This window comes from Parafannyhessea umbonata (assembly GCF_900105025.1).
In the GTDB taxonomy this organism is placed as follows: domain Bacteria; phylum Actinomycetota; class Coriobacteriia; order Coriobacteriales; family Atopobiaceae; genus Parafannyhessea; species Parafannyhessea umbonata.
This window is the reverse complement of the sequence record NZ_LT629759.1, coordinates 1332169-1352464: the sequence shown is the minus strand read 5'-3', so window position 1 is coordinate 1352464 and position 20296 is coordinate 1332169. Positions and strand designations below refer to the sequence as shown.

The 20296-nt window shown below is 64.3% G+C and carries 16 protein-coding genes and 5 tRNA genes; all 21 read left to right on the top strand.

The features are described 5' to 3' along the window. Window positions 1-12: 12 nt before the first annotated feature. The 21 genes from BLT96_RS06145 (at window position 13) to BLT96_RS06045 (ending at window position 20293) form a co-directional block, all read left to right on the top strand. Window positions 13-1257: a carboxylate--amine ligase gene (locus tag BLT96_RS06145; RefSeq protein WP_090862616.1), complete on the top strand. Its 1245-nt coding sequence runs from the start codon at window positions 13-15 to the stop codon at window positions 1255-1257. A 39-nt stretch (window positions 1258-1296) separates the two neighbouring features. After that, a complete protein-coding gene (gene uvrC / locus BLT96_RS06140; RefSeq protein ID WP_245719342.1) occupies window positions 1297-3312 on the top strand; it encodes an excinuclease ABC subunit UvrC in 2016 nt (671 codons plus the stop codon). A gap of 139 nt (window positions 3313-3451) precedes the next feature. Further along, on the top strand, window positions 3452-4366 hold the full coding sequence (gene rapZ / locus BLT96_RS06135; protein ID WP_090864242.1) for an RNase adapter RapZ: 915 nt from the start codon (window positions 3452-3454) through the stop codon (window positions 4364-4366). 24 nt (window positions 4367-4390) lie between these two features. Next, window positions 4391-5335, top strand: a complete 945-nt coding sequence (gene whiA, locus BLT96_RS06130) for a DNA-binding protein WhiA (RefSeq protein ID WP_090862609.1) — start codon at window positions 4391-4393, stop codon at window positions 5333-5335. 240 nt (window positions 5336-5575) lie between these two features. After that, window positions 5576-6601 (top strand): type I glyceraldehyde-3-phosphate dehydrogenase, encoded by a 1026-nt coding sequence (gene gap / locus BLT96_RS06125; protein ID WP_090862606.1) that lies wholly within the window; start codon window positions 5576-5578, stop codon window positions 6599-6601. A 109-nt stretch (window positions 6602-6710) separates the two neighbouring features. Then, window positions 6711-7910 (top strand): phosphoglycerate kinase, encoded by a 1200-nt coding sequence (locus BLT96_RS06120; RefSeq protein ID WP_090862603.1) that lies wholly within the window; start codon window positions 6711-6713, stop codon window positions 7908-7910. After that, window positions 7903-8667 carry a triose-phosphate isomerase gene (tpiA, locus tag BLT96_RS06115; protein ID WP_090862600.1) on the top strand — a complete coding sequence of 255 codons (765 nt, stop codon included), beginning with the start codon at window positions 7903-7905 and terminating at the stop codon, window positions 8665-8667. The genes BLT96_RS06120 and tpiA overlap by 8 nt, the downstream gene beginning before the upstream one ends. A gap of 143 nt (window positions 8668-8810) precedes the next feature. After that, window positions 8811-9062 carry a preprotein translocase subunit SecG gene (secG, locus tag BLT96_RS06110; protein WP_172824993.1) on the top strand — a complete coding sequence of 84 codons (252 nt, stop codon included), beginning with the start codon at window positions 8811-8813 and terminating at the stop codon, window positions 9060-9062. 510 nt (window positions 9063-9572) lie between these two features. Beyond that, entirely contained in the window at window positions 9573-11201 is a 1629-nt protein-coding gene (locus BLT96_RS06105) for a peptide ABC transporter substrate-binding protein (RefSeq protein WP_090862596.1), read from the top strand. Window positions 11202-11447: 246 nt separating this feature from the next. Then, complete coding sequence (locus tag BLT96_RS06100; protein ID WP_090846689.1) at window positions 11448-12485, top strand: ABC transporter permease; 1038 nt, start codon at window positions 11448-11450, stop codon at window positions 12483-12485. Window positions 12486-12530: 45 nt separating this feature from the next. Beyond that, window positions 12531-13436: an ABC transporter permease gene (locus BLT96_RS06095; protein ID WP_090864240.1), complete on the top strand. Its 906-nt coding sequence runs from the start codon at window positions 12531-12533 to the stop codon at window positions 13434-13436. Window positions 13437-13439: 3 nt separating this feature from the next. Then, complete coding sequence (locus tag BLT96_RS06090) at window positions 13440-14546, top strand: ABC transporter ATP-binding protein (protein ID WP_090862593.1); 1107 nt, start codon at window positions 13440-13442, stop codon at window positions 14544-14546. Then, complete coding sequence (locus BLT96_RS06085; protein WP_090862590.1) at window positions 14546-15586, top strand: ABC transporter ATP-binding protein; 1041 nt, start codon at window positions 14546-14548, stop codon at window positions 15584-15586. The genes BLT96_RS06090 and BLT96_RS06085 overlap by 1 nt, the downstream gene beginning before the upstream one ends. A gap of 137 nt (window positions 15587-15723) precedes the next feature. Next, window positions 15724-15814: transfer RNA gene (locus tag BLT96_RS06080), tRNA-Leu, on the top strand. Between the two features lie 157 nt (window positions 15815-15971). Continuing rightward, entirely contained in the window at window positions 15972-16394 is a 423-nt protein-coding gene (locus BLT96_RS06075; RefSeq protein ID WP_090862587.1) for a hypothetical protein, read from the top strand. Window positions 16395-16522: 128 nt separating this feature from the next. Next, window positions 16523-18748, top strand: coding sequence for a SpoIIE family protein phosphatase (locus tag BLT96_RS06070; protein WP_090862584.1), 2226 nt, complete (start codon window positions 16523-16525; stop codon window positions 18746-18748). A gap of 38 nt (window positions 18749-18786) precedes the next feature. After that, a complete protein-coding gene (locus BLT96_RS06065) occupies window positions 18787-19506 on the top strand; it encodes an anti-sigma factor antagonist (protein WP_245719235.1) in 720 nt (239 codons plus the stop codon). Window positions 19507-19698: 192 nt separating this feature from the next. Then, window positions 19699-19774, top strand: a tRNA-Gly gene (locus BLT96_RS06060). A 40-nt stretch (window positions 19775-19814) separates the two neighbouring features. Continuing rightward, a tRNA-Cys gene (locus BLT96_RS06055) sits at window positions 19815-19888 on the top strand. Between the two features lie 211 nt (window positions 19889-20099). After that, window positions 20100-20175: transfer RNA gene (locus BLT96_RS06050), tRNA-Gly, on the top strand. Window positions 20176-20219: 44 nt separating this feature from the next. Further along, window positions 20220-20293: transfer RNA gene (locus tag BLT96_RS06045), tRNA-Cys, on the top strand. The last annotated feature ends 3 nt before the right edge of the window (window positions 20294-20296 follow it).

The window sequence follows — 20296 nt, the reverse complement described above, 5'->3', positions numbered from 1 at the left end:
CTGGAGGATCTTATGCAGACTGGCCCCAATGCAACCCGCAGCGACATCGTCCCCGTCGTCATCGGCGGCGACATCGGCGCGTACGCGCTCTGCCGCGAGTTCCACCAGGCGTTTGGCGTGCGTACCATCGCGCTCAACACCGGCTTCATAGGCGCTATCGAGCACTCGCGCATAATCGATCCGCGCACGGTGGCAAGCCTCGAGCCAAAGGACGTGGTACCGGCCGTGAGCGCCATCGCGCAGGCAAGCGAGGGCAGGCGCGTGCTTCTGGTGGGCAACACCGACCAGCTGATCGAGCTTTTGGAGGACATCGCGGCCCAGCTGCCCAAGAACGTGACGTGCCTGTGCCCGCCGCGCGACGCGTTCGAGGCCGTGTGCGACAAGGCCACGTTCTCAAGGCTCTGCCGCGAGCACGGGCTGGACGTGCCGGCCATGGACGTCGTGCACCTGGCGGGGACGGATCTTATCGCGCCCACGCAGATCGCCTTCCCCGTGGTGGCGAAGCCCGCGGTCTCGGCCGACTACTACCACCTCATCGTGCAGGGTTTCAAGAAGGTCTACTACATGACGGAGCAGTCGCAGCTGGACGCGCTGTGGGCGGAGCTTCGCGCCGCCGGCTTCGCGGGCGACTTCCTGGTGCAGGAGCTCATCGGCGGGGACGACACCTACATGGACTCGCTCACCATCTACATCGGCCGCGACGGCAAGCCCCTCATGCTTGGCGGCGCGCAGGTTCTGCTTGAGGACCACGCGCCCGCGATGCTGGGCAACCCCGTCGCCATGATCACGCGCCAGAACCCGGAGCAGTGGCAGAAGGCGGCCGCGATGCTTTCCGACGCGGGATACCGCGGTTTCGCGAACTTCGACATCAAGCGCGACCCCAAGACCGGCCGCGAGCTGTTTTTGGACTGCAACCCCAGGATCGGCCGCAACTCGTTCTACAACCTCGCCGGCGGCGTGAACCCCATGGAGGTCGCCACGCTCGACCTGGTGGACGGCAGGGGAGAAGAGCCGCGCGTCGTGGCGGATACCATCCTCTACACGCTGGTCCCCATATCGCTTCTGCGTCGCTACGTGCGCGACGAGACACTGCTGGCCGAGGTGAACTCGCTCGTGGCTGCCGGCAAGGTGTTCGACCCGCAGCGCTACGACGCTGACTGGGGCCTGCGTCGCCGCCTGGACGTGGAGCTTACCGAGAAGAACCAGATCCGCAAGTTCGCGAAGTACTATCCCGAGCCCACGGACACCTCGTTCTAGCGTGGTGCGCCCATGTCTGTGAAGGACCCCGCGCCGCACATGCCCGACCTTGGGGGAGCGTCCCCGCGCCCGGAGGCGCTGGGGCTTCCCTCCATAGCGGAGCAGGTGAGCCAGGTGCCCACGAGTCCGGGCTGCTACCTGTGGAAGGACGGCAAGGGCGAGGTCATCTACGTCGGCAAGGCGAAGAACCTGCGCAGCCGCATGCTGCAGTACGTGAACCTGACGGACGACCGCGCGAAGATCCCCCTCATGATGCAGGTGGTGCGCAGCTTCGACTACGTGGTCCTCGGCTCGGAGCACGAGGCGCTCGTGCTGGAGCGAAACCTCATCGAGCAGTACCACCCGTACTTCAACGTCGACTTCAAGGACGACAAGAGCTATCCGTACATCGCGATCACGGAGTCCGATGCGTTTCCGGCCATCAAGTACACGCGCGAGCGCCACCGCAAGGGCACGCGCTACTTTGGCCCGTACACGGACGCCCGCGCCGCGCGCGAGACGATCGACACGCTGCGCAAGGCGGTGCCCATCTGCATATCCACGTGTGCGGAGTGGAAGCGCTGCCGCCGCTATCTGCAAAGCCACCCGGACGACGTCGCCGTGGCCAACATGGTGCTCGCGAAGCGCGGTCGCCCGTGCTTCGACTACCACGTCGGGCGAGGCCCCGGTGCGTGCTGCGGCGCCATCGACACGGTGGAGTACGCCTCGCACGTGAGGCAGGTGGAGAACTTCCTGGCGGGCCGCCGCAGCCAGATCGTGGAGGAGCTGGAGGGGCAGATGCGGGATGCCGCCCAGAACCTCGAGTTCGAGCGCGCCGGCCGCATCAAGCACCGCCTGGAGGTCATAAACGGCCTGGACGACCGCCAGCAGGTGACGTTCCCCTCCAGCGTGAGCCTGGATCTGATTGGGTTCTTCCGCGAGGAGACCATCAGCTGCGCCTGCGTGTTCGTGGTGCGAGAGGGACGCACCATCCGCACGAGCGAGTTCGTCCTTAACAAGGGGATGGACGTGGACGAGGTGGAGCTGGAGGCCGGCTTCCTGAAGCGCTACTACGACGAGACCTCCGACATCCCCGCGGAGGTCGACCTCGCCGTCGACCTGCCGGACGCGGAGCTTCTGGGCGAGTGGCTCACGCAGAAGCGCGGCCGCGTCTGTCGCATACACCGCCCCCAGCGGGGCGAGAAGAGCCGCCTTCTGGACATGGCGGCCAAGAACGCCCACCACGCCCTCAACCGGTACATGGTGAGGACGGGATACGCGGACGACCGCACGAACCAGGCCCTTCTCCAACTGGAGAGCGCCCTTGCCCTGGACGCGCCGCCCATGCGCATAGAGTGCTTCGACATATCGACGCTGCACGGGGCGTTCACGGTGGCGTCCATGGTCGTGTTCACGAACGGTCGCCCGGACAAGGCGCAGTACCGCCGCTTCAAGATCCGCGCGGATCTGGACGAGGCGAACGACTTCGTGAGCATGCAGGAGGTCCTGGGCCGCCGCTACAGCCCGGAGCGCATGGCGGATGCGCGCTTTGCGGCCGCCGCGCCGGACCTTCTGGTGGTCGACGGCGGCAAGCCGCAGCTCACGGCCGCGATGACGCAGCTCGAGGAGCTGGGGCTCGACATCCCGGTCTGCGGCCTCGCGAAGTCGGACGAGGAGGTGTTCGTCCCGTGGGACGACACGCCGGTGGTGCTGCCGTCCGGATCGGCGTCACTCTACCTCATCAAGCAGGTGCGCGACGAGTCCCACCGCTTCGCGATCACGTTCCACCGCGAGCTGCGCACCAAGGCGCAGTCCGTGTCGATCCTGGACGAGGTCGAAGGCGTCGGCCCAAAGCGCCGCCGCGCCATCATGCGCCACTTCGGCTCCATGAAGCGCCTGCGTGCGGCCTCGGTGGAGGACATCGCCGCCGTGAAGGGCGTGCCGGAGTCCGTCGCGCGCGACATATGGCAGACGCTCCGCGCGTGGGAGGACGAGGCGGCCCGCACGCAGGGCGCGGACCGGGAGTCGGACGCGAGCCAGGGTCCCGCCGTGCACGATGTCCAGCCCGAGGGGTAAGCTCTTGGTAGCGGTGCCGCCAAGGTGCCGCGCACGGGCGAGAAGCGCCTGCGGCCATGGCCGCGCGCTCTTCTCGCCAGCAGACGACGCGCCGACCGGCGCGGGGAGGGGTCGTAACGTGACGGAACGCTCGCAGAGCATGAGGCAGGCCGCGCGGTTGGACCGCGTGCCCGACATCGTGGTCATCACCGGCATGTCCGGATCGGGCCGCACGCAGGCGATGCACGTGTTCGAGGACATGGGGTACTACTGCATCGACAACCTGCCGCCGCGGCTGATACTGGACATCGCGAACGTCGTGGGCATCAACTCCGGCGTCGGCAGGCACCTGGCGGTCACGTGCGACCTGCGCAGCCAGGGACTGTTCGACGAGATGTTCGACGCGCTGCGCCAGCTGGGGGAGCACGAGCTCACCGTTAAGCTGCTGTTTCTGGACTGCTCTGACGAGGTGCTCATCCGCCGCTACAAGGAGACGCGCCGCCGCCATCCCGTCGCGCTGCCGGGCGAGTCGCTGGAGAGCGCCATCGGCCGCGAGCGCGAGCAGCTCTCCGTGGTGCGCGACCGTGCCGACCTGGTGATCGACACGTCGCGCATGCGTCCGGCCACGCTGCGCAACCGGATACGCCGCGCGTTCTCGGAGCTGACGGACCAGCAGCTGCTGGACGTGAGCGTGTACTCGTTCGGGTTCAAGCACGGCATGCCGGTGGAGGCGGACCTCATGATCGACGTGCGCTTCCTGCCAAACCCGTTCTACGATCCCACCATGCGCACCCTCACGGGAAACGACGACCCCGTGCGCGAGTTCGTGCTGGGAAACGACGTCACGAAGCGCTTCCTTACCGCGTGGGAGGGCCTGCTCGACGTGGTGATGCCCGGCTACATCGCCGAGGGCAAGGCCCAGCTGTCCATCGCCGTCGGCTGCACCGGAGGCCAGCACCGCAGCGTCGTGATCGCGAACACCACGGCAAACTACCTTCAGAGGCAGGGCTACCACGTCACGCTGTCGCACAGGGACCTTGCGCTGGCCGAGAAGGGCGCGGCGCCGCGCCTGTAGCCGCTCCGGGAGGATGGGAAAGAGATGTCGTTTACCGCGCAGGTCAAAGACGAGCTGTCGCGCGTGGAGGGGGAGTGCCCCTACTGCGCGTACGCCCAGCTGTCCGCGATAACCCGCGTGTGCGGGACGCTGTCGTTTCGCGGCAGCGGACGATACTCCATACGCGTCGCGACGGAGACCGGGGCCGTGGCCCGCACGATGATCAAGCTTACGCACGAGCTGTTCGAGCTCGAGACGCCGCTCACCGTGCGCCATTCCAACCTGCACAAGACCCGCAACTATCTGATAGAGATCCCGGAGCAGGACGAGCTCGAGGATGACCTGGTACGGCTGGGCATCCTGGAGCGCGGGCACGGCCTCACCCCCGGCGTGCCCGCGCGCCTTGTGGAGCGCGACTGCTGCAAGCGGGCGTACGTGCGCGGCGCGTTCATGGCGGGCGGCTTCATCGCGGACCCGCGCGGGGACTTTCATCTCGAGATAGCGGTGACGGGGGAGGAGTTCGCTCGGCAGCTCATGGGCATCATGGCGGATTTGGGCGTCGAGGCGCGCCTGAACAGGCGCCGGGGTAGCTACGCCATCTACCTTAAGAGCTTCGACGAGATAGAGACGCTCCTGCGTGCCATGGGCGCCACCCGCACTGCGCAGGCAATAAACAACGTGCGGCGCGTGAAGTCGCTGAAGAACGACGTGAACCGCCGCGTGAACGCGGAGATCGCGAACCAGGCTCGCTCGACGGGAGCCGCCGCGGAGCAGCTGGAACTCATCGCGCGGGCGGAGAGAACGATTGGCCTCAGGGCGCTACCGCCAGCACTGAGGGAGTTCTGCCTGCTCAGGAGGGAGAACCCCGAGGTGTCGCTCGCGGCCTTGGGCAAGAGGTGCAACCCCGTCTCCTCGAAGTCCGCCATGTATCATCGAGTGCTTCGTCTGCAACGGCTGGTCGAGGAGGCTGCGAGTACGAATGACCAATAATCGGGAGTCATTCGCCGAAGTCGAGGATGCCAGCCCCTCTCGTCCATCTGGGATTTTGATGCCGTTCGCCGAAAATATGCCCACAAATACATGGACAACTCAGTTTGTTACCGACATTTTTCGCAGATGAGGGTCTTTGCGAATTTGTTACGGACAAAAGTGGGTAAAATGCAAGGCAGTGCAAGTTCTTGCTGGTCGGCTCGGGGAAGGGCCTCGGGCGGCCTCGCGAAAGGAGTAAGCATGGCAGTTAAGGTTGCAATCAACGGCTTTGGCCGCATCGGTCGTCTGGCCTTCCGTCAGATGTTCGGTCACGAGGGCTCCGAGATCGTCGCAATCAACGACCTCACCTCCCCTGAGATGCTCGCATACCTGCTGAAGTATGACTCTACGCAGGGCAACTACTCTCGCGACCACGAGGTTACCGCCGGTGAGGATTCCATTACCGTCGACGGCAAGACCATTAAGATTTACAAGGAGGCTGACGCCAACAACCTGCCTTGGGGCGAGCTCGGCGTCGATGTCGTCCTCGAGTGCACCGGCTTCTACACCTCCAAGGCAAAGTCTCAGGCTCACCTGAACGCTGGCGCCAAGAAGGTCGTCATCTCCGCCCCCGCAGGCAACGACCTCAAGACCATCGTCTACAACGTCAACCACGAGACGCTGACCGCTGACGATGACATCATCTCCGCTGCCTCCTGCACCACCAACTGCCTTGCTCCTATGGCCAAGGGCCTGAACGACTTCGCCCCCATCGTCTCCGGCATCATGACGACCATCCACGCCTACACCGGCGACCAGATGATCCTCGACGGCCCGCAGCGCAAGGGCAACTTCCGTCGTTCCCGCGCCGGCGCGGAGAACATCGTCCCGAACACCACCGGTGCCGCCAAGGCCATCGGCCTGGTCCTTCCTGAGCTCAACGGCAAGCTCATCGGTGCCGCCCAGCGCGTCCCGACGCCGACCGGCTCCCTCACCAACCTCTATGCCGTGGTTGACAAGGAGGTCACCGTCGAGGGCGTCAACGCCGCGATGAAGGCCTACTCCGAGAAGATCCCCGAGACCTTCGGCTACAACGAGGACCAGATCGTCTCTCGCGACATCGTCGGCATGACCTATGGCTCGCTGTTCGACGCCACCCAGACCATGGTCAACCCGCTCGGCAACGGCCAGAGCCTCGTCCAGGTCACCTCTTGGTACGACAACGAGAACTCCTTCACCTCCCAGATGGTCCGCACCATCAAGTACTTCGAGAAGTTCGTCGCCTAGTGACGCGCTTGCTCTAGGGTAAACAGAGGGGTGCGGTCGCAGGTCCAAGGGCCGCGGCCGCGCCCCTTTTGTCTTGCAGGCAGTCCAAATTCGTAAGGAGTGTGCAAGTATGGCCTTTACCAAGAAGACCGTCCGCGACGTCGACGTCGACGGCAAGCGCATCATCATGCGCGTTGACTTCAACGTCCCCCTGAAGGACGGCGTCGTCACCGATGACACCCGCGTCAGGGCGGCCATCCCCACCATCAAGTACCTAAAGGAGCACAATGCCGGCATCGTGCTCATGAGCCACCTTGGTCGCCCCAAGGGCGACGGCCCCGAGCCCGAGCTGTCCCTGAAGCCCGCTGCCGAGAAGCTCGCTGAGCTCACCGGCTACGATGTCAAGTTCGTGGATGACACCTACGGCGAGAAGGCCGAGAAGGCCGTTGCCGCCGTCAAGCCCGGTGACATCCTCGTGCTCGAGAACGTCCGCTTCGACAAGCGCGAGAAGAAGAACGACCCTGAGATCGCGAAGAAGCTCGCGTCCTACGGCGACATCTTCGTCCTTGACGCCTTCGGCACCGCGCACCGTGCACAGGGCTCCGTCGTAGGCCCGGCCGCCTACATCCCGGCCGTCGCGGGCTTCCTGCTGGAGAAGGAGGTCGATACCCTGACCTCGATCTTCGCCGATCCCGAGCGCCCGTTCGTCGCAATCGTCGGCGGCTCCAAGGTCTCCAGCAAGATTGGTGTCCTCGACCACCTGATCGACTCCGCTGACACCCTGATAATCGGTGGCGGCATGGCCTACACCTTCTTCCTGGCCAAGGGCTACAAGGTCGGTACCTCCCTCAAAGAGGAGGACTGGGTCGAGCGCGCTGGCGAGATGCTGAAGAAGGCAGAGGAGAAGGGCGTCAAGATCCTGCTCCCCGTCGACAACGTCGTCGCAGACCACTTCGGCGAGGACGCCGAGGGCGAGGTCGTCGACTCCGACAAGATTCCCGATGACCGCATGGGCATGGACATCGGTCCCAAGACCCGCGAGCTCTACGCCGAGGCCATCAAGGGCGCGAAGACCGTCTTCTGGAACGGCCCCATGGGCGTTTTCGAGATGGATCAGTTCGCCGTTGGCACCAAGGCGGTCGCCGAGGCAGTTGCCGAGGTCAAGGGCAATGGTGGCACCTCCATCATCGGCGGTGGCGACTCCGTCGCGGCAATCAACAAGTTCGACCTTGCCGACAAGATGAGCTGGATCTCCACCGGCGGTGGCGCTTCCATGGAGCTCGTCGAGGGCAAGGCCCTTCCTGGAGTGGAGGCGCTTCTCGATGCGTAACCGTATGATCGCAGGCAACTGGAAGATGAACGAGACCTACACCGAGGGCGTCGTCCTCGCACAGGGTCTCGCGAAGGAGCTCGCTGACGGCACCGGCGACGTCGACGTCGTCGTCTGCCCGCCCGCCGTCGACCTCAAGGGCGTCGCCGAGGTCATCGAGCAGGAGAACGCCCCCTTCGCACTCGGTGCCCAGAACGTCTACTGGGAGGAGTCCGGCGCCTTCACCGGCGAGACCGCTCCGAACATGCTGACCAACATTGGCGCAACGTACTGCATCATTGGTCACTCCGAGCGTCGCGGCTACTTCGGCGAGACCGACGAGGACATCAACAAGAAGGCCAAGGCCCTGATGGCTCACGGCATCGTACCCATCAGCTGCTGCGGTGAGCCCCTCGAGGTCCGCGAGGCCGGCAAGCACGTCGAGTTCGTCGTCGACCAGATCAAGAAGGACACCGAGGGCCTCGAGATCACCGATCCCTCGAAGTACGTCGTCGCCTACGAGCCCATCTGGGCTATCGGCACTGGCAAGACCGCCACTGCCGACGACGCCCAGGAGGTCTGCGGTGCAATCCGTAAGACCCTCGCCGACATCTTTGGCAAGGAGACCGCTGACGGCATCCGCGTCCTCTACGGTGGTTCCGCAAAGCCCAACAACGTCGCTGGCTTCCTCGAGAAGGAGGACGTCGATGGTGCCCTCGTGGGCGGCGCGTCTCTCAAGGCAGACTCCTTCGCCGCAATGGTAAAGGCTGCCATGTAGTCTTCACTCTGCGAAGAAGCAGGGGAGAAGAGCAAGTCATATGGCCGTAGTTGCTACGCCTGTGTTATTCTCTTCTGTCGTGTGAAGCAAGTTAGGCTGGCGTCGCACAGGCGATGCCAGCCTTTTTTCTAAAGGAGAACCACGTGGGCGCACTCAATGTATTCCTTCTGATCGTTCTTGCCGTGTCTGCCGCACTGACGATCATCCTCATCCTCATGCACTCGGGCAAGGGAACGGGCGTTTCGGACATGATTGCGTCGTCCATGTACAACTCTGCTGCTGGTTCGGGCATCTGGGAGAAGAATCTTGATCGTCTGACGGTCATCACCGCCATCGTCTTTGGCGTGACCATCTGCATTCTTGCGCTCACCTTCCCTGTCGGGACCATTGGCTAGTCTGCCAGAGCATCTCATAGAGCAGGGGCGTCCGTTAATCCGGGCGCCCCTTTTTGTTATATGGATGAGAGCCTAGGTAAACGAATGAGACTTCTGGGTACTACGTATTCGCGTAAACCTTTTACCGTTCCCCTGCGAATGCTCGTCATGTGATCGTGAGCACAACAAGCGGTTTTCGCTGTTGGGATACGGAGGGCGCACGCATCGTAAACGATGTGTTTCTCAACCATCGTGAAAATGTTTCCTACCGTTTCAAATATTTCGCACATGTAAACTCTGGACTCGCCTAATCATCTGCAAAACCAGTTGCGCAATTCAGAAAAGGCCAGCGTACGGCCGTGATTTGACCAAAATGCCTTTTGTGGCACTAGGACCGCTCAGATATTCGTGTTTGCATCGGCATGCATATTGAACGAAAATCAAAAAAAGTCGGACAGGGGTCTTTGACCTGCGCCGACATGGGCGGTCGGGCGTTGCCACCGGCCGCGAAGTCGGAAATTGGAGGACAGTATGGCAGACAAGCTCATGATGGGCCGTCGCTCCTTCGTAAAGGGCGGCCTGGCCGCAAGCGCGCTCACTGCGCTCGCAGCCTGCGGCAAGAAGAGTGGTTCCGGCGAGTCCGGTTCCAACGACGGCAGCATGAAGTTCTACATTAACGACCCCGTCGCTATCGACCCCTATAACACCCAGGAGTCCGAGGGCACGCAGGTCGAGCACATCCTCTTCGACTCGCTGTGCGACTACGACTGGGACAAGGAGGAGGTCGTTCCGAAGGCCGCCGAGTCCTGGGAGGTCAACGACGACGCCACCGAGTTCACCTTCCACCTGGTGAAGGGTGCGAAGTTCCACAACGGCGACAAGGTCACCGCCGCGGATTTCAAGCGTGGCTGGGAGCGCATCTGTGACCCGAAGATGCCGACCCCGTCCGAGATCAACTACCACCTCGCTCCCGTCGTCGGATACGACGAGATGCAGAAGGGCACCGCTAAGGAGCTCTCTGGCGTTACCTGCCCCGACGACGACACCCTCGTCGTGAAGCTGAGCGCCCCGATGGCAGACTTCCCGTACATCTGCTGCCACCCCGCTCTCGCTCCGGTCCCCAAGGCCGCGACCGACGACCCCAAGAAGTTCCTGACCAAGCCCATCGGCAACGGCCCCTTCATGATGGTCGGCAAGTGGGAGTCTGGCCAGTACATCAACGTCAAGCGCTTTGACGACTACTATGGCAAGAAGCCCTCGCTGAAGAAGATCTACTTCTCCATCCAGAAGGATCCGCAGACCGCCTTCAACGAGTTCGAGGCAGGAAACATGGACTTCACGTCCATCCCGACCGGCCGCATCAAGGACACGCAGAAGAAGTACGGCAAGTCCAAGGACGGCTACACCTGCACCCCGAAGCACCAGGTCATCACTGGCGCCGAGACCTCGATCTACTACCTGACGCTCAACCTGAACGATGAGACCATGAAGGACCCCAACGTCCGCAAGGCAATGTCTCTCGCCATCGACCGCCAGAAGATCATCGACAAGCTGTTCGAGGGCACCCGCAAGCCTGCCACGAGCTTCGTGCCGCCCATCATCGACGACAACGAGAAGGACCTCTGGGAGTTCTCGAAGTACGACAAGGACGCCGCAAAGAAGATCGTCGACGAGAACAACCTCGCCGGCACGGAGATCACCCTCTCCTACAACTCCGGCGGTGGCCACGAGGACATCATGTCCGTCATCCAGGACAACCTCGAGGCCGTCGGCTTCAAGGTGAAGCAGTCCTCCATGGAGTGGGCAAGCTACCTGACCGCGCTTTCCGACGGCAAGTACCAGGTTGGTCGTCTGGGCTGGATCGCAGACTATCCCACCATGGATAACTTCATCTATCCCAACTTCTACAGCACGGCTGACAACAACTACGCCAAGTACGTAAACGCCGACGTCGACAAGGCAATCGACGCAGCACGTCAGGTCACGGATGACGACGAGCGCAGGGAGAAGTACCGCGAGATCAACCAGATGATCGCCAAGGACCTCCCGGTCATCCCCATCATGTTCTACTCGCACAACCACGTTGCGTCCGACAAGCTTGCAAGCCTCTACTATGACCCGCAGGGCAAGGCAGACTTCGCGAACGCCAAGCTTGCGTAGCAGGGTGCCGGCCTAACGTCGTAGCGCCTTGAGCTATTCGTCGTGGGGCATCGGGAATCCGGTGCCCCACGCCACTTTTTACGAAACCCGCTTTACGGCAATATGACCATTTGAATAACGCGTCTCCACATTGGAATTTCAAGAATCATCACATGGCTATACTCACTATTGTTTGAATCTTGTCGGGAGGGGTTGCGCCGAGGGATTCAATATGCATCTGTTGGACAAAACAAGGGGATTCCTAGTATGGGGAAATACATTCTCAAACGAGTTCTCCAGTTCATACCTGTGTTTCTGGGTGTGACGCTCATTCTCTTCGCGTTGGAGAACATCGTGCCAGGCGATCCGGTCAAGCTCATGGCAGGCGAGAAGAAGCTCGATCCCCAGACCGAGCTCAACCTTCGCGTCACGTACCACCTCGTCGAGACCGACGCCAACGGCAAGCCAATCCGTGACAGCAAGGGCAACACGGTGCCCACGCCGCTGTGGAAGCGCTACGGCCTGTACGTCAACGGCCTTCTCCACGGTGACCTTGGTACGTCGTACCAGCGCAAGGGCCAGTCCGTCGCCTCCATCCTCGCGGCAAAGTACCCGTACACCATCAGGCTCTCGATAGTGGCCATCATCATAGAGACGGTTGTCGGCATCGGCGCGGGCATGGTCTCGGCCTTGAAGAGATACTCGTTCTGGGACATCCTCGTGACGCTCGTAACGTCGATCATGGTCGCGATGCCAGCGTTCTGGCTCGGCATGCTGCTGCAGCTATTCTTCGGCATCTTCCTGAAAGACTCGACGGGCGGAGGGTTCTACCTCCCGATCTCCGGCGCGGGAGGCCCCGCGGCCGAGTTCGACGACTGGGTGTACTACATCCTTCCCGCCATCACGCTCGCGGCCGTCTCCACGGCATACACCGCGCGCATCATGCGCTCGCAGCTCCTCGAGGTCATGAACCAGGACTACATCAGGACCGCGCGCGCGAAGGGCCTCTCCCGCAGGGACGTCATCTGGCACCACGCGCTCAAGAACGCCCTCATCCCCGTCGTCACCTACATCGGCATCGACTTCGGCGGCATGATGGCAGGCGCCATCCTCACCGAGACGGTCTTCAACTGGCCCGGAGTCGGCTTCGAGACCTACCGCGCCATCACGCAGCGCGACTGGCCCATCGTCATGGGCTCCGTGACGGTCATCGTCGTGGTCGTCATGGTCATCAATCTCATCGTCGACGTCTCGTACGCGTTCCTCGATCCTCGCATCAGGTACGGCGCCGGGAAGAACGAGTAGGGGGTGAGCGAAGTGGAAAAGGACAACAAGAAGGACGAGAAGGTCATGGAGTCGCAGGCTGAGGTCTCCGGCCAGGCCGAGGGGGACGCGTCCGCCCCCGCCAGGACCCTGTGGGGCGACGCGTGGAAGCGCCTTCGCAGGAACAAGCTCGCGATCATCGCGGTCGTGTGGATCATCTTCATGGTCATCCTCGCCCTGAGCGCGGACCTCTGGGTCCCCCAGACGCTCGGCAAGCCAAACGCCCAGCTGTTCGACGTGCGCATGCCCATGAGCGCCAAGCACCCGTTCGGCACGGACCAGCTCGGTCGCGACGTGCTCTCCCGCGTCATCTACGGCGCGCGCATCTCCCTCGCCGTCGGCGTGCTCGCGACGGCGATCTCCACGGCCATCGGCCTCGTGATGGGCGCCATCGCGGCGTACTACGGTGGCATCTGGGACACGATCATCATGCGTCTTGCAGACATCTTCCTCGCGTTCCCGTACACGCTGTTCGTCATCGCGATGCTCGCCGTCATCGGTCCGGGCATCCAGAACGTGTTCATCGCCATCGGCATCCTCGGCTGGCCGTCCATCGCCCGCGTGTTCCGCTCCGCGATTCTCACCGTCAAGGAGAACGACTACGTCGACGCGGCGCGCTCCATGGGAGCCTCGGACCTCCGCATCATCGCGCGTCACATCTTCCCGAACTCCGTCGCGTCAATCGTCGTCTACGCGACCATGAACATCGGCGGCGCCATCCTCACCGAGTCGGCGCTTTCCTACCTGGGCATGGGCGTCGTTCCGCCCGACCCCTCCTGGGGAAGCCTCATCCAGTCTGGCCAGACCTACCTGAGCACTGAGCCGTGGCTCATGATCATGCCGGGCCTCGCCATCCTCACTACGGTGCTCGCCTTCACGCTCCTTGGTGACGGCCTGCGCGACGCACTCGATGTCAAGATGAAGGACGCATAAGACATGGCACGCAAGAAGAAGCAGGACAACTGGGTGGAGCTGAAGAACCAGCCCGTTCCGGAGGGCTCCCACCTCCTCGAGGTCGACGACCTCAAGATGTACTTCCACACGCAGGACGGCGTCGTCAAGGCAGTCGACGGCGTGTCCTATACGCTCGACCGCGGAGAGACCCTCGGCGTCGTCGGCGAGTCCGGCTCGGGCAAGTCGGTCACCTCGCTCACCATCATGGGCCTCATCGACATGCCGCCGGGAAGGATCGAGGGGGGCGACGTCCGCTACCGCGGCAAGTCGCTGCTCAAGATGTCCGAGGCCGAGATGCAGCACATCCGCGGCAACGACATCGCAATGATCTTCCAGGACCCGATGACGTCGCTGAACCCGGTCTACACCATCGGCCGCCAGCTGAGCGAGGGCATGCGCCTGCACCTCGGCTACAGCAAGGACCAGGCCATGAAGCGCTCCATCGAGCTCCTCACCATGGTCGGCATCCCCAACGCGGAGCAGCGCGTGAAGGACTACCCGCACGAGTTCTCCGGCGGCATGCGCCAGCGCGTCATGATCGCCATGGCGCTCGCGTGCGACCCCGACATCCTGATCGCCGACGAGCCCACGACGGCCCTCGACGTCACGATTCAGGCGCAGATCATCGAGCTGATGCAGCAGATGCAGGAGAAGAACGGCAACGCCATCATCATGATCACCCATGACCTCGGCGTCGTCGCGGACGTGGCCGACAAGATCATGGTCATGTACGCCGGCTCCCCCGTGGAGTTCGGCACGGCAGACGAGATCTTCTACGGCTCCATGCACCCGTACACCTGGGGCCTCATCCGCTCGATCCCCAAGCAGATCGAGGACGAGAAGCAGCCCCTCACCCCGATCAAGGGCAACCCGCCCTCGCTCGTTAACGCACCAAAGGGCTGCCCCTTCTCGCCCAGGTGCCCCTATGCAAAGGACATCTGCCGCCAGAAGAAGCCCGAGCCCTACTACACGAGCACGGGCCACTACACCAAGTGCCACTTCGCCAACGACCCCGAGTTCATCAAGGCCAACGCGCCCGAGACTTCCCGCTCCTTGGCTGCGAAGGCATCGAAGGGAGGCGAGGCGTAATGGCAGACGAGAAGAGCCGCGAGCCTCTGCTGCGCGTCGAGCACCTCACGAAGGAGTTCCCGGTCGAGTCCGGCGTGTTCGCGCGCCGTGCCGGTGCGAAGAGGGTGCATGCCGTCGAGGACATCTCGTTCGAGATCTACCCGGGCGAGACCTTCGGCCTCGTCGGCGAGTCCGGCTGCGGCAAGTCTACGACCGGCCGCACCATCATGCGCCTGAACAACCCCACCTCCGGCAGGGTCATCTTCGACGGCAAGGACGTCGCGAAGATGAAGAAAAGGGAGCTCAAGGAGATGCGCCGCAACATGCAGTACATCTTCCAGGACCCCTACGCCTCCCTCAACCCGCGCATGACCATCGGCGAGATCGTCTCGGAGCCGCTCGTCATCCACAACGTGATGCCGAACGCGAAGGAGCGCATGGACTACGTGCGCAGCCTGCTGGACACCGTCGGCCTGAACCCCGAGCACATCAATCGCTACCCGCACGAGTTCTCGGGCGGTCAGCGCCAGCGCGTCGGCATCGCCCGCGCGTTCGCCCTGCGCCCGAAGCTCATCATCTGCGACGAGCCCGTCTCCGCGCTCGACGTCTCCATCCAGGCCCAGGTGCTGAACCTCCTGTCCGACCTGCAGAAGCAGTTCGGGACGGCGTACCTGTTCATCGCGCACGACCTCTCCGTCGTGCAGCACATCAGCGACCGCGTGGCCGTCATGTACCTCGGCCACCTCATGGAGTACTCGGACTGGAAGTCGCTCTACGACGAGCCGTACCACCCGTACTCGCAGTCGTTGCTCTCCGCGGTGCCCATACCGGACCCCGACGTCCAGCACAGCCGCAAGCGCATCATCCTCAAGGGCGATCCCCCCTCGCCGATCGACCCGCCCACGGGCTGCCCGTTCCACACGCGCTGCCCGATCGCGAAGGACGTGTGCTCTAAGGACGTGCCGAAGCTGCGCGAGGTGGCGCCCGGCCATTTCTGCGCGTGCCACTTTGCGGAGCCGCACCCCATCAAGGGCTCTGCGGTCGATTTGGGCACGGAGTAGGGGAGCCACATCGACTGGGGCGGTCGCTCGCGACGGCTTGCACGTCGGTTCGCTGCTGGGGCGCGGCAAAAGTTTTTCGAAATAGTTGTTGCATCCACAGAATCGGCCGTGCTAATATACCTCTCGCACGAACTCACGTCGGAGTGGCGGAATTGGCAGACGCGCTAGCTTGAGGTGCTAGTGACTGACTAAAAGGTCGTGCGGGTTCAAGTCCCGCCTCCGACACCACGTGAACAAGGGTCCCCATCGGCTAAGGCCGGTGGGGACTTTCCTTTTATCCCCGCGGTTACCGAAGGAAACCCCCAGGCAAACAACCCGAAACGCGCGGCTCCTAGCATGGGGGCAAAAGCCGACGGATGTCGGCAAGCGCGATTGGGGGCGTCCCATGATCAAGCAGGTGACCGTCTTCCTTCCCAACAGGCCCGGGACCCTCGAGCGGATGAGCCAGGCGCTCGGCGCGGCGAACATCCAGGTGATGGGCCTCATGGTGGCGGACTCGAGCGACTTCAGCTGCGTCCGCCTCATCTGCGACCACCCCGTCAGGGCGGCGGGGCTCCTGGGCGAGAAGGGCTTCCATGCGGAGCTGACGAACGTCGTGGCGACGGAGGTCCCGGACGTGCCCGGAGGCCTTGCGACGGTGCTTCACCGCTTCGTGAGCGCGGACCTCAACGTGGCGTACGCGTACTGCTGCAGCTTCAACGGGCGCGTGGTCGACATCGTGTGCGTGCAGGGCGAGCCCGTCAACATCAAGCTGGCGCAGGCGGGCTTCACGGGCCTCACGGCGCAGGAGCTGGGCATCGCGGGCTAGGGCGTCGCCGGGCTGGCGGCCGCCGACAGCCTCCCAACGTCATCCTAGCGGGGCGCAACTCCGGGTATGCTAAGGACGTTGGCGTCCGTAGGCGTTGGCGTCCGTAGGCGACGATTCGGGGGAGCGCGATGGCAGGCACGGGCCTTGGTTTCAGGCGGGTCGAGGGCATAGGCGAAAGGAGCGTCTCCGGCGCGCTCGCGGGGCTCCTCTCGCTCACGAGTGACGCCGTGCTGGCGTTCGACGGCCTCGGCCGCATCCTCATGGCCAACGAGGCGGCGGAGCGCCTGTTCGGCCGTCAGAACCTCGTGGGCGCGGACGTTCGCGCGCTGTTTCCGCCGGCCGCCGGCGTGGTCCCGGACGATGCCTTCGACCCGCGGGCACTTCCCTTCTCGACAGACGGAAGCACGTCGTCGCTCGTGGTGGTGGGCGCCGCGGGCGCGGAGACGGGCATATCCGTGCGCTGCGACCGCGTGAGCGCGCCCGGCGAGACGTACCTTCTGGTGGCGTACGAGGACGACTCGCGCCAGGCGGAGGAGCGCGAGCACGACCGGCTGGTGCAGGAGCTCTCGCGCGCGAACCACCGGCTGTCCGGCACGCTGAGCATCGTGCTCGAGACGCTTGACTCGCGCGACGTGCAGACGCTGTTCAGCCGCGTGCTGGAAGAGATCACGGACACGATGGACGCGACGGGCACCGTGTTCTACGTGGCGGAGGCGGACGGCTACCACCTGCGCGGGACGAGCAGCTCGCTCGGCGAGGCGCGCGTGCCCAGGTTCATGTCGTTCGGGCGCACCATCGAGCGGCTCGCCTCGCAGGCGGGCCACGCGCTGAGGCTGCGCGTGCTGGCGCCGGAGGGCGCGGACCTCAGGCGCGGGCGCCTGGCGCGACGCAACGTGGTGAACGAGGAGACGCGCGAGATCTACCACGTGATGTCGTCCGTGCTGCCCCCGTTCGCGAGCTTCATCGCGGTGCCCGTCTGGTTTGGCCGCCACCTTCTGGCGCTGATCGAGGTGGGCTGGGACCACGTTCACCCCATGCGCCGAGAGGACTCGGAGCTGCTGGACGCCGTGGCGCAGTACCTCTCCGTCCAGCTGGCGGGTGCGTTTTCCGCGATGCGCGCCCAGCGCGAGACAGACCTGCGCGAGGCGGCTTCCGGCATCCGCGAGTCCATGATGAGCGCAGGCTCGGTGGACGAGAAGAGCGTGGCTGCGGCGCTGGAGGCGGCGGCGGGGGTGCTTGACGCGTCGTGCGTGCAGCTGGCCGAGGACGCGGACGAGCCCGGGCGCATGCGCGCGACGCTTCCTGACGGCAGGACGTGCAGCCTGGCGGCGGACCTGGGCGCGGCGGAGGGCGACCAGGCGGGAAACGAGGTCGTGGTACAGCCGGTGCGCGAGGGCTCCGCGCTCGCGTCCGCGCTGGTGCAGGAGGGCGAGCCGGCCGTGGGCGCCCTGGTGGACGCCGGCATGGTGGATGGCACGCGCTGCTTCTGCCTGGTGCTGCGCGAGGCGGATGCGGAGCCCCTGGACGACCTCGAGCTGAAGTTCCTGGAGCGCGTGGCGACGGACGCGTCCGGCCTTGCCCACGGCGACGAGGTGCGCCGCCAGGACAAGCACATCGCCCAGGCGCTGCAGACCGGCATGCGCAACGAGCTGCAGCGCGTGCCCGGCATATCCGCGGACGGCATCTACTCGTCCGCGACGCAGGCGGCCGTCATCGGCGGCGACTTCTACGATCTGATTCGGCTTCCCAACGACCGAGCCTGCGTGATCATGGGCGACGTGTCCGGCAAGGGGGTGGAGGCCGCCTCGGTCAGCGCCGCCGTGAAGACGGCGCTTGGCGCGTACAGCTGGCAGGGCCTTGCCCCGGCGCACATGGTGAGGCTCCTCAACGAGTTCCTCCTGGGCTTCTCTAGGCTCGAGACGTTCGCGACGCTGTTTGTGGGCATGGTGGACCTGCGCGGCGGCAGGCTGACGTACTGCAGCGCCGGGCATCCGCCCGCGTTTCTGGTGCGGGCGTCCACGGGCGCGATCGAGGCGCTGGACGTGCAGTCGGGCGTGGTGGGCGCGTTCCACGAGATGACGTACCGCAACGGGCGCGTGAGCCTGGGCGCGGGAGACATGCTGCTGCTGTACACGGACGGCACGACGGAGGCCCGCGCCACGGACGGGGCGTTCTTTGGGGAGGACGGCCTGCGCGACGCCGTGATGCGCGAGGCGCCGCGCGGCTTCGACGGGCTTCTGGGCCGGCTTCTGGACGCGCTGGACCGCTTTACGAGCCGCCATCTTGAGGACGACGTCGCCATGGTGGCGCTGCGCTTCGACCAAGTTGGCAAACGGCAGCAGCCGCGTGCTTAGCCGCGCCTGCGATGGGGAACAAGCAGGGTATGGAGACCATGCCCAACATAGCTCTGGTGCCCGTGGAGGGCGACCTGGACGTGACGACCGCGCCGCGCGTGCGGGACACGGTGGACTCGCTCATCGCGTCCGGCTGTCGCAGGGTCATCCTGAACATGGCGGGCGTGCAGTACGTGGACTCCGCGGGCATGGCGCTGCTGTTTAGGGAGATTCGCAGCATGAGGCAGGCGGGCGGCCTGCTTTCGCTCATAAACGTGAGCGACCGCGTGCTGCGCACCTTAAGGATCGCGCGGGTGGTTGACTTCGCGCCGATATCCGGCACGAACGCCCGGCCGGAGGTGCCTGAGCTCGACCCAACCGTCATGCCCACGTGGCGCACGGCCCTGCGCGTTAACGCCACGGACCTGCAGGAGACGCGTGGCAAGGTGGAGGCCCTGCTGAGGCGGATGCCCTTCTCGGATGACCAGGTGTTCGACATAACGCTGGCCATAGGCGAGGCCATGGGCAACGCCATCGACCATACGGACGGGCGCGACGCGCTGGTCACGGTGTCGGCCTACCCGGATCGCGCCGTGATTGACGTGACGGACCGCGGCTGCGGCATAAGCGTGCGTCGCGGGCAGCTGCCCGCGCAGGAGCACCCCAACGAGGAGCGGGGCCGCGGCATCAGGCTGATGCGGCTCCTGGCGGACTCCGTCACCATCCGCAAGCGCTCTGGTGGGTGCGGCACGCTGGTGCGCATCGTGAAGCTGGTATAGGCGCGCCCTGCGCCGGGGTGGGGCGCCCCGTGGCGACTATGCGGAGGCCCAAGGCGCGCGACTCAAGTCTTAATTCCAAATATCTTGCGGCTTGTACCTGCGGTTTTGCGCGTGCGACGCGGTTCTTGCAAACAAATTTGAAATTCATGCTTGCATCGGGCGGCTGCGTCACGTATATTATTCCTCGCGTTCGCGGGCTTAGCGCAGTTGGTAGCGCGCCACCTTGCCAAGGTGGAGGTCGCGGGTTCGATCCCCGTAGCCCGCTCCATGCATTCATCGGAGCCGGTTCACATCGGCTCTTTTCATATGGCGAGATGGCCAAGTGGTAAGGCAGAGGCCTGCAAAGCCTTTATCCCCGGTTCGAATCCGGGTCTCGCCTCCAACGGACGTGAAGGGCACCCTACGGGGTGCCCTTTTTGCCATACGGCGGTAAGGGCGCTAGCGTGGCGAGAAGAACGGCCATGCCGGCCGTCGCCGGGAGCGGCACATGCGCGGTCCCTAATCCCAAACGTGGAGAACCTGTGTGCAGAGGCGTTGGAAAAAACTCCCCCTTGCGCAGGGTGGGGGAGTCGCGTATATTAATCCCTGCGCTTGCGGGCTTAGCGCAGTTGGTAGCGCGCCACCTTGCCAAGGTGGAGGTCGCGGGTTCGATCCCCGTAGCCCGCTCCATAGGAGCTTATGGCCGGTTTCGACCGGCCTTTTTCATATCTCAGGGCGAGATGGCCAAGTGGTAAGGCAGAGGCCTGCAAAGCCTTTATCCCCGGTTCGAATCCGGGTCTCGCCTCCAACG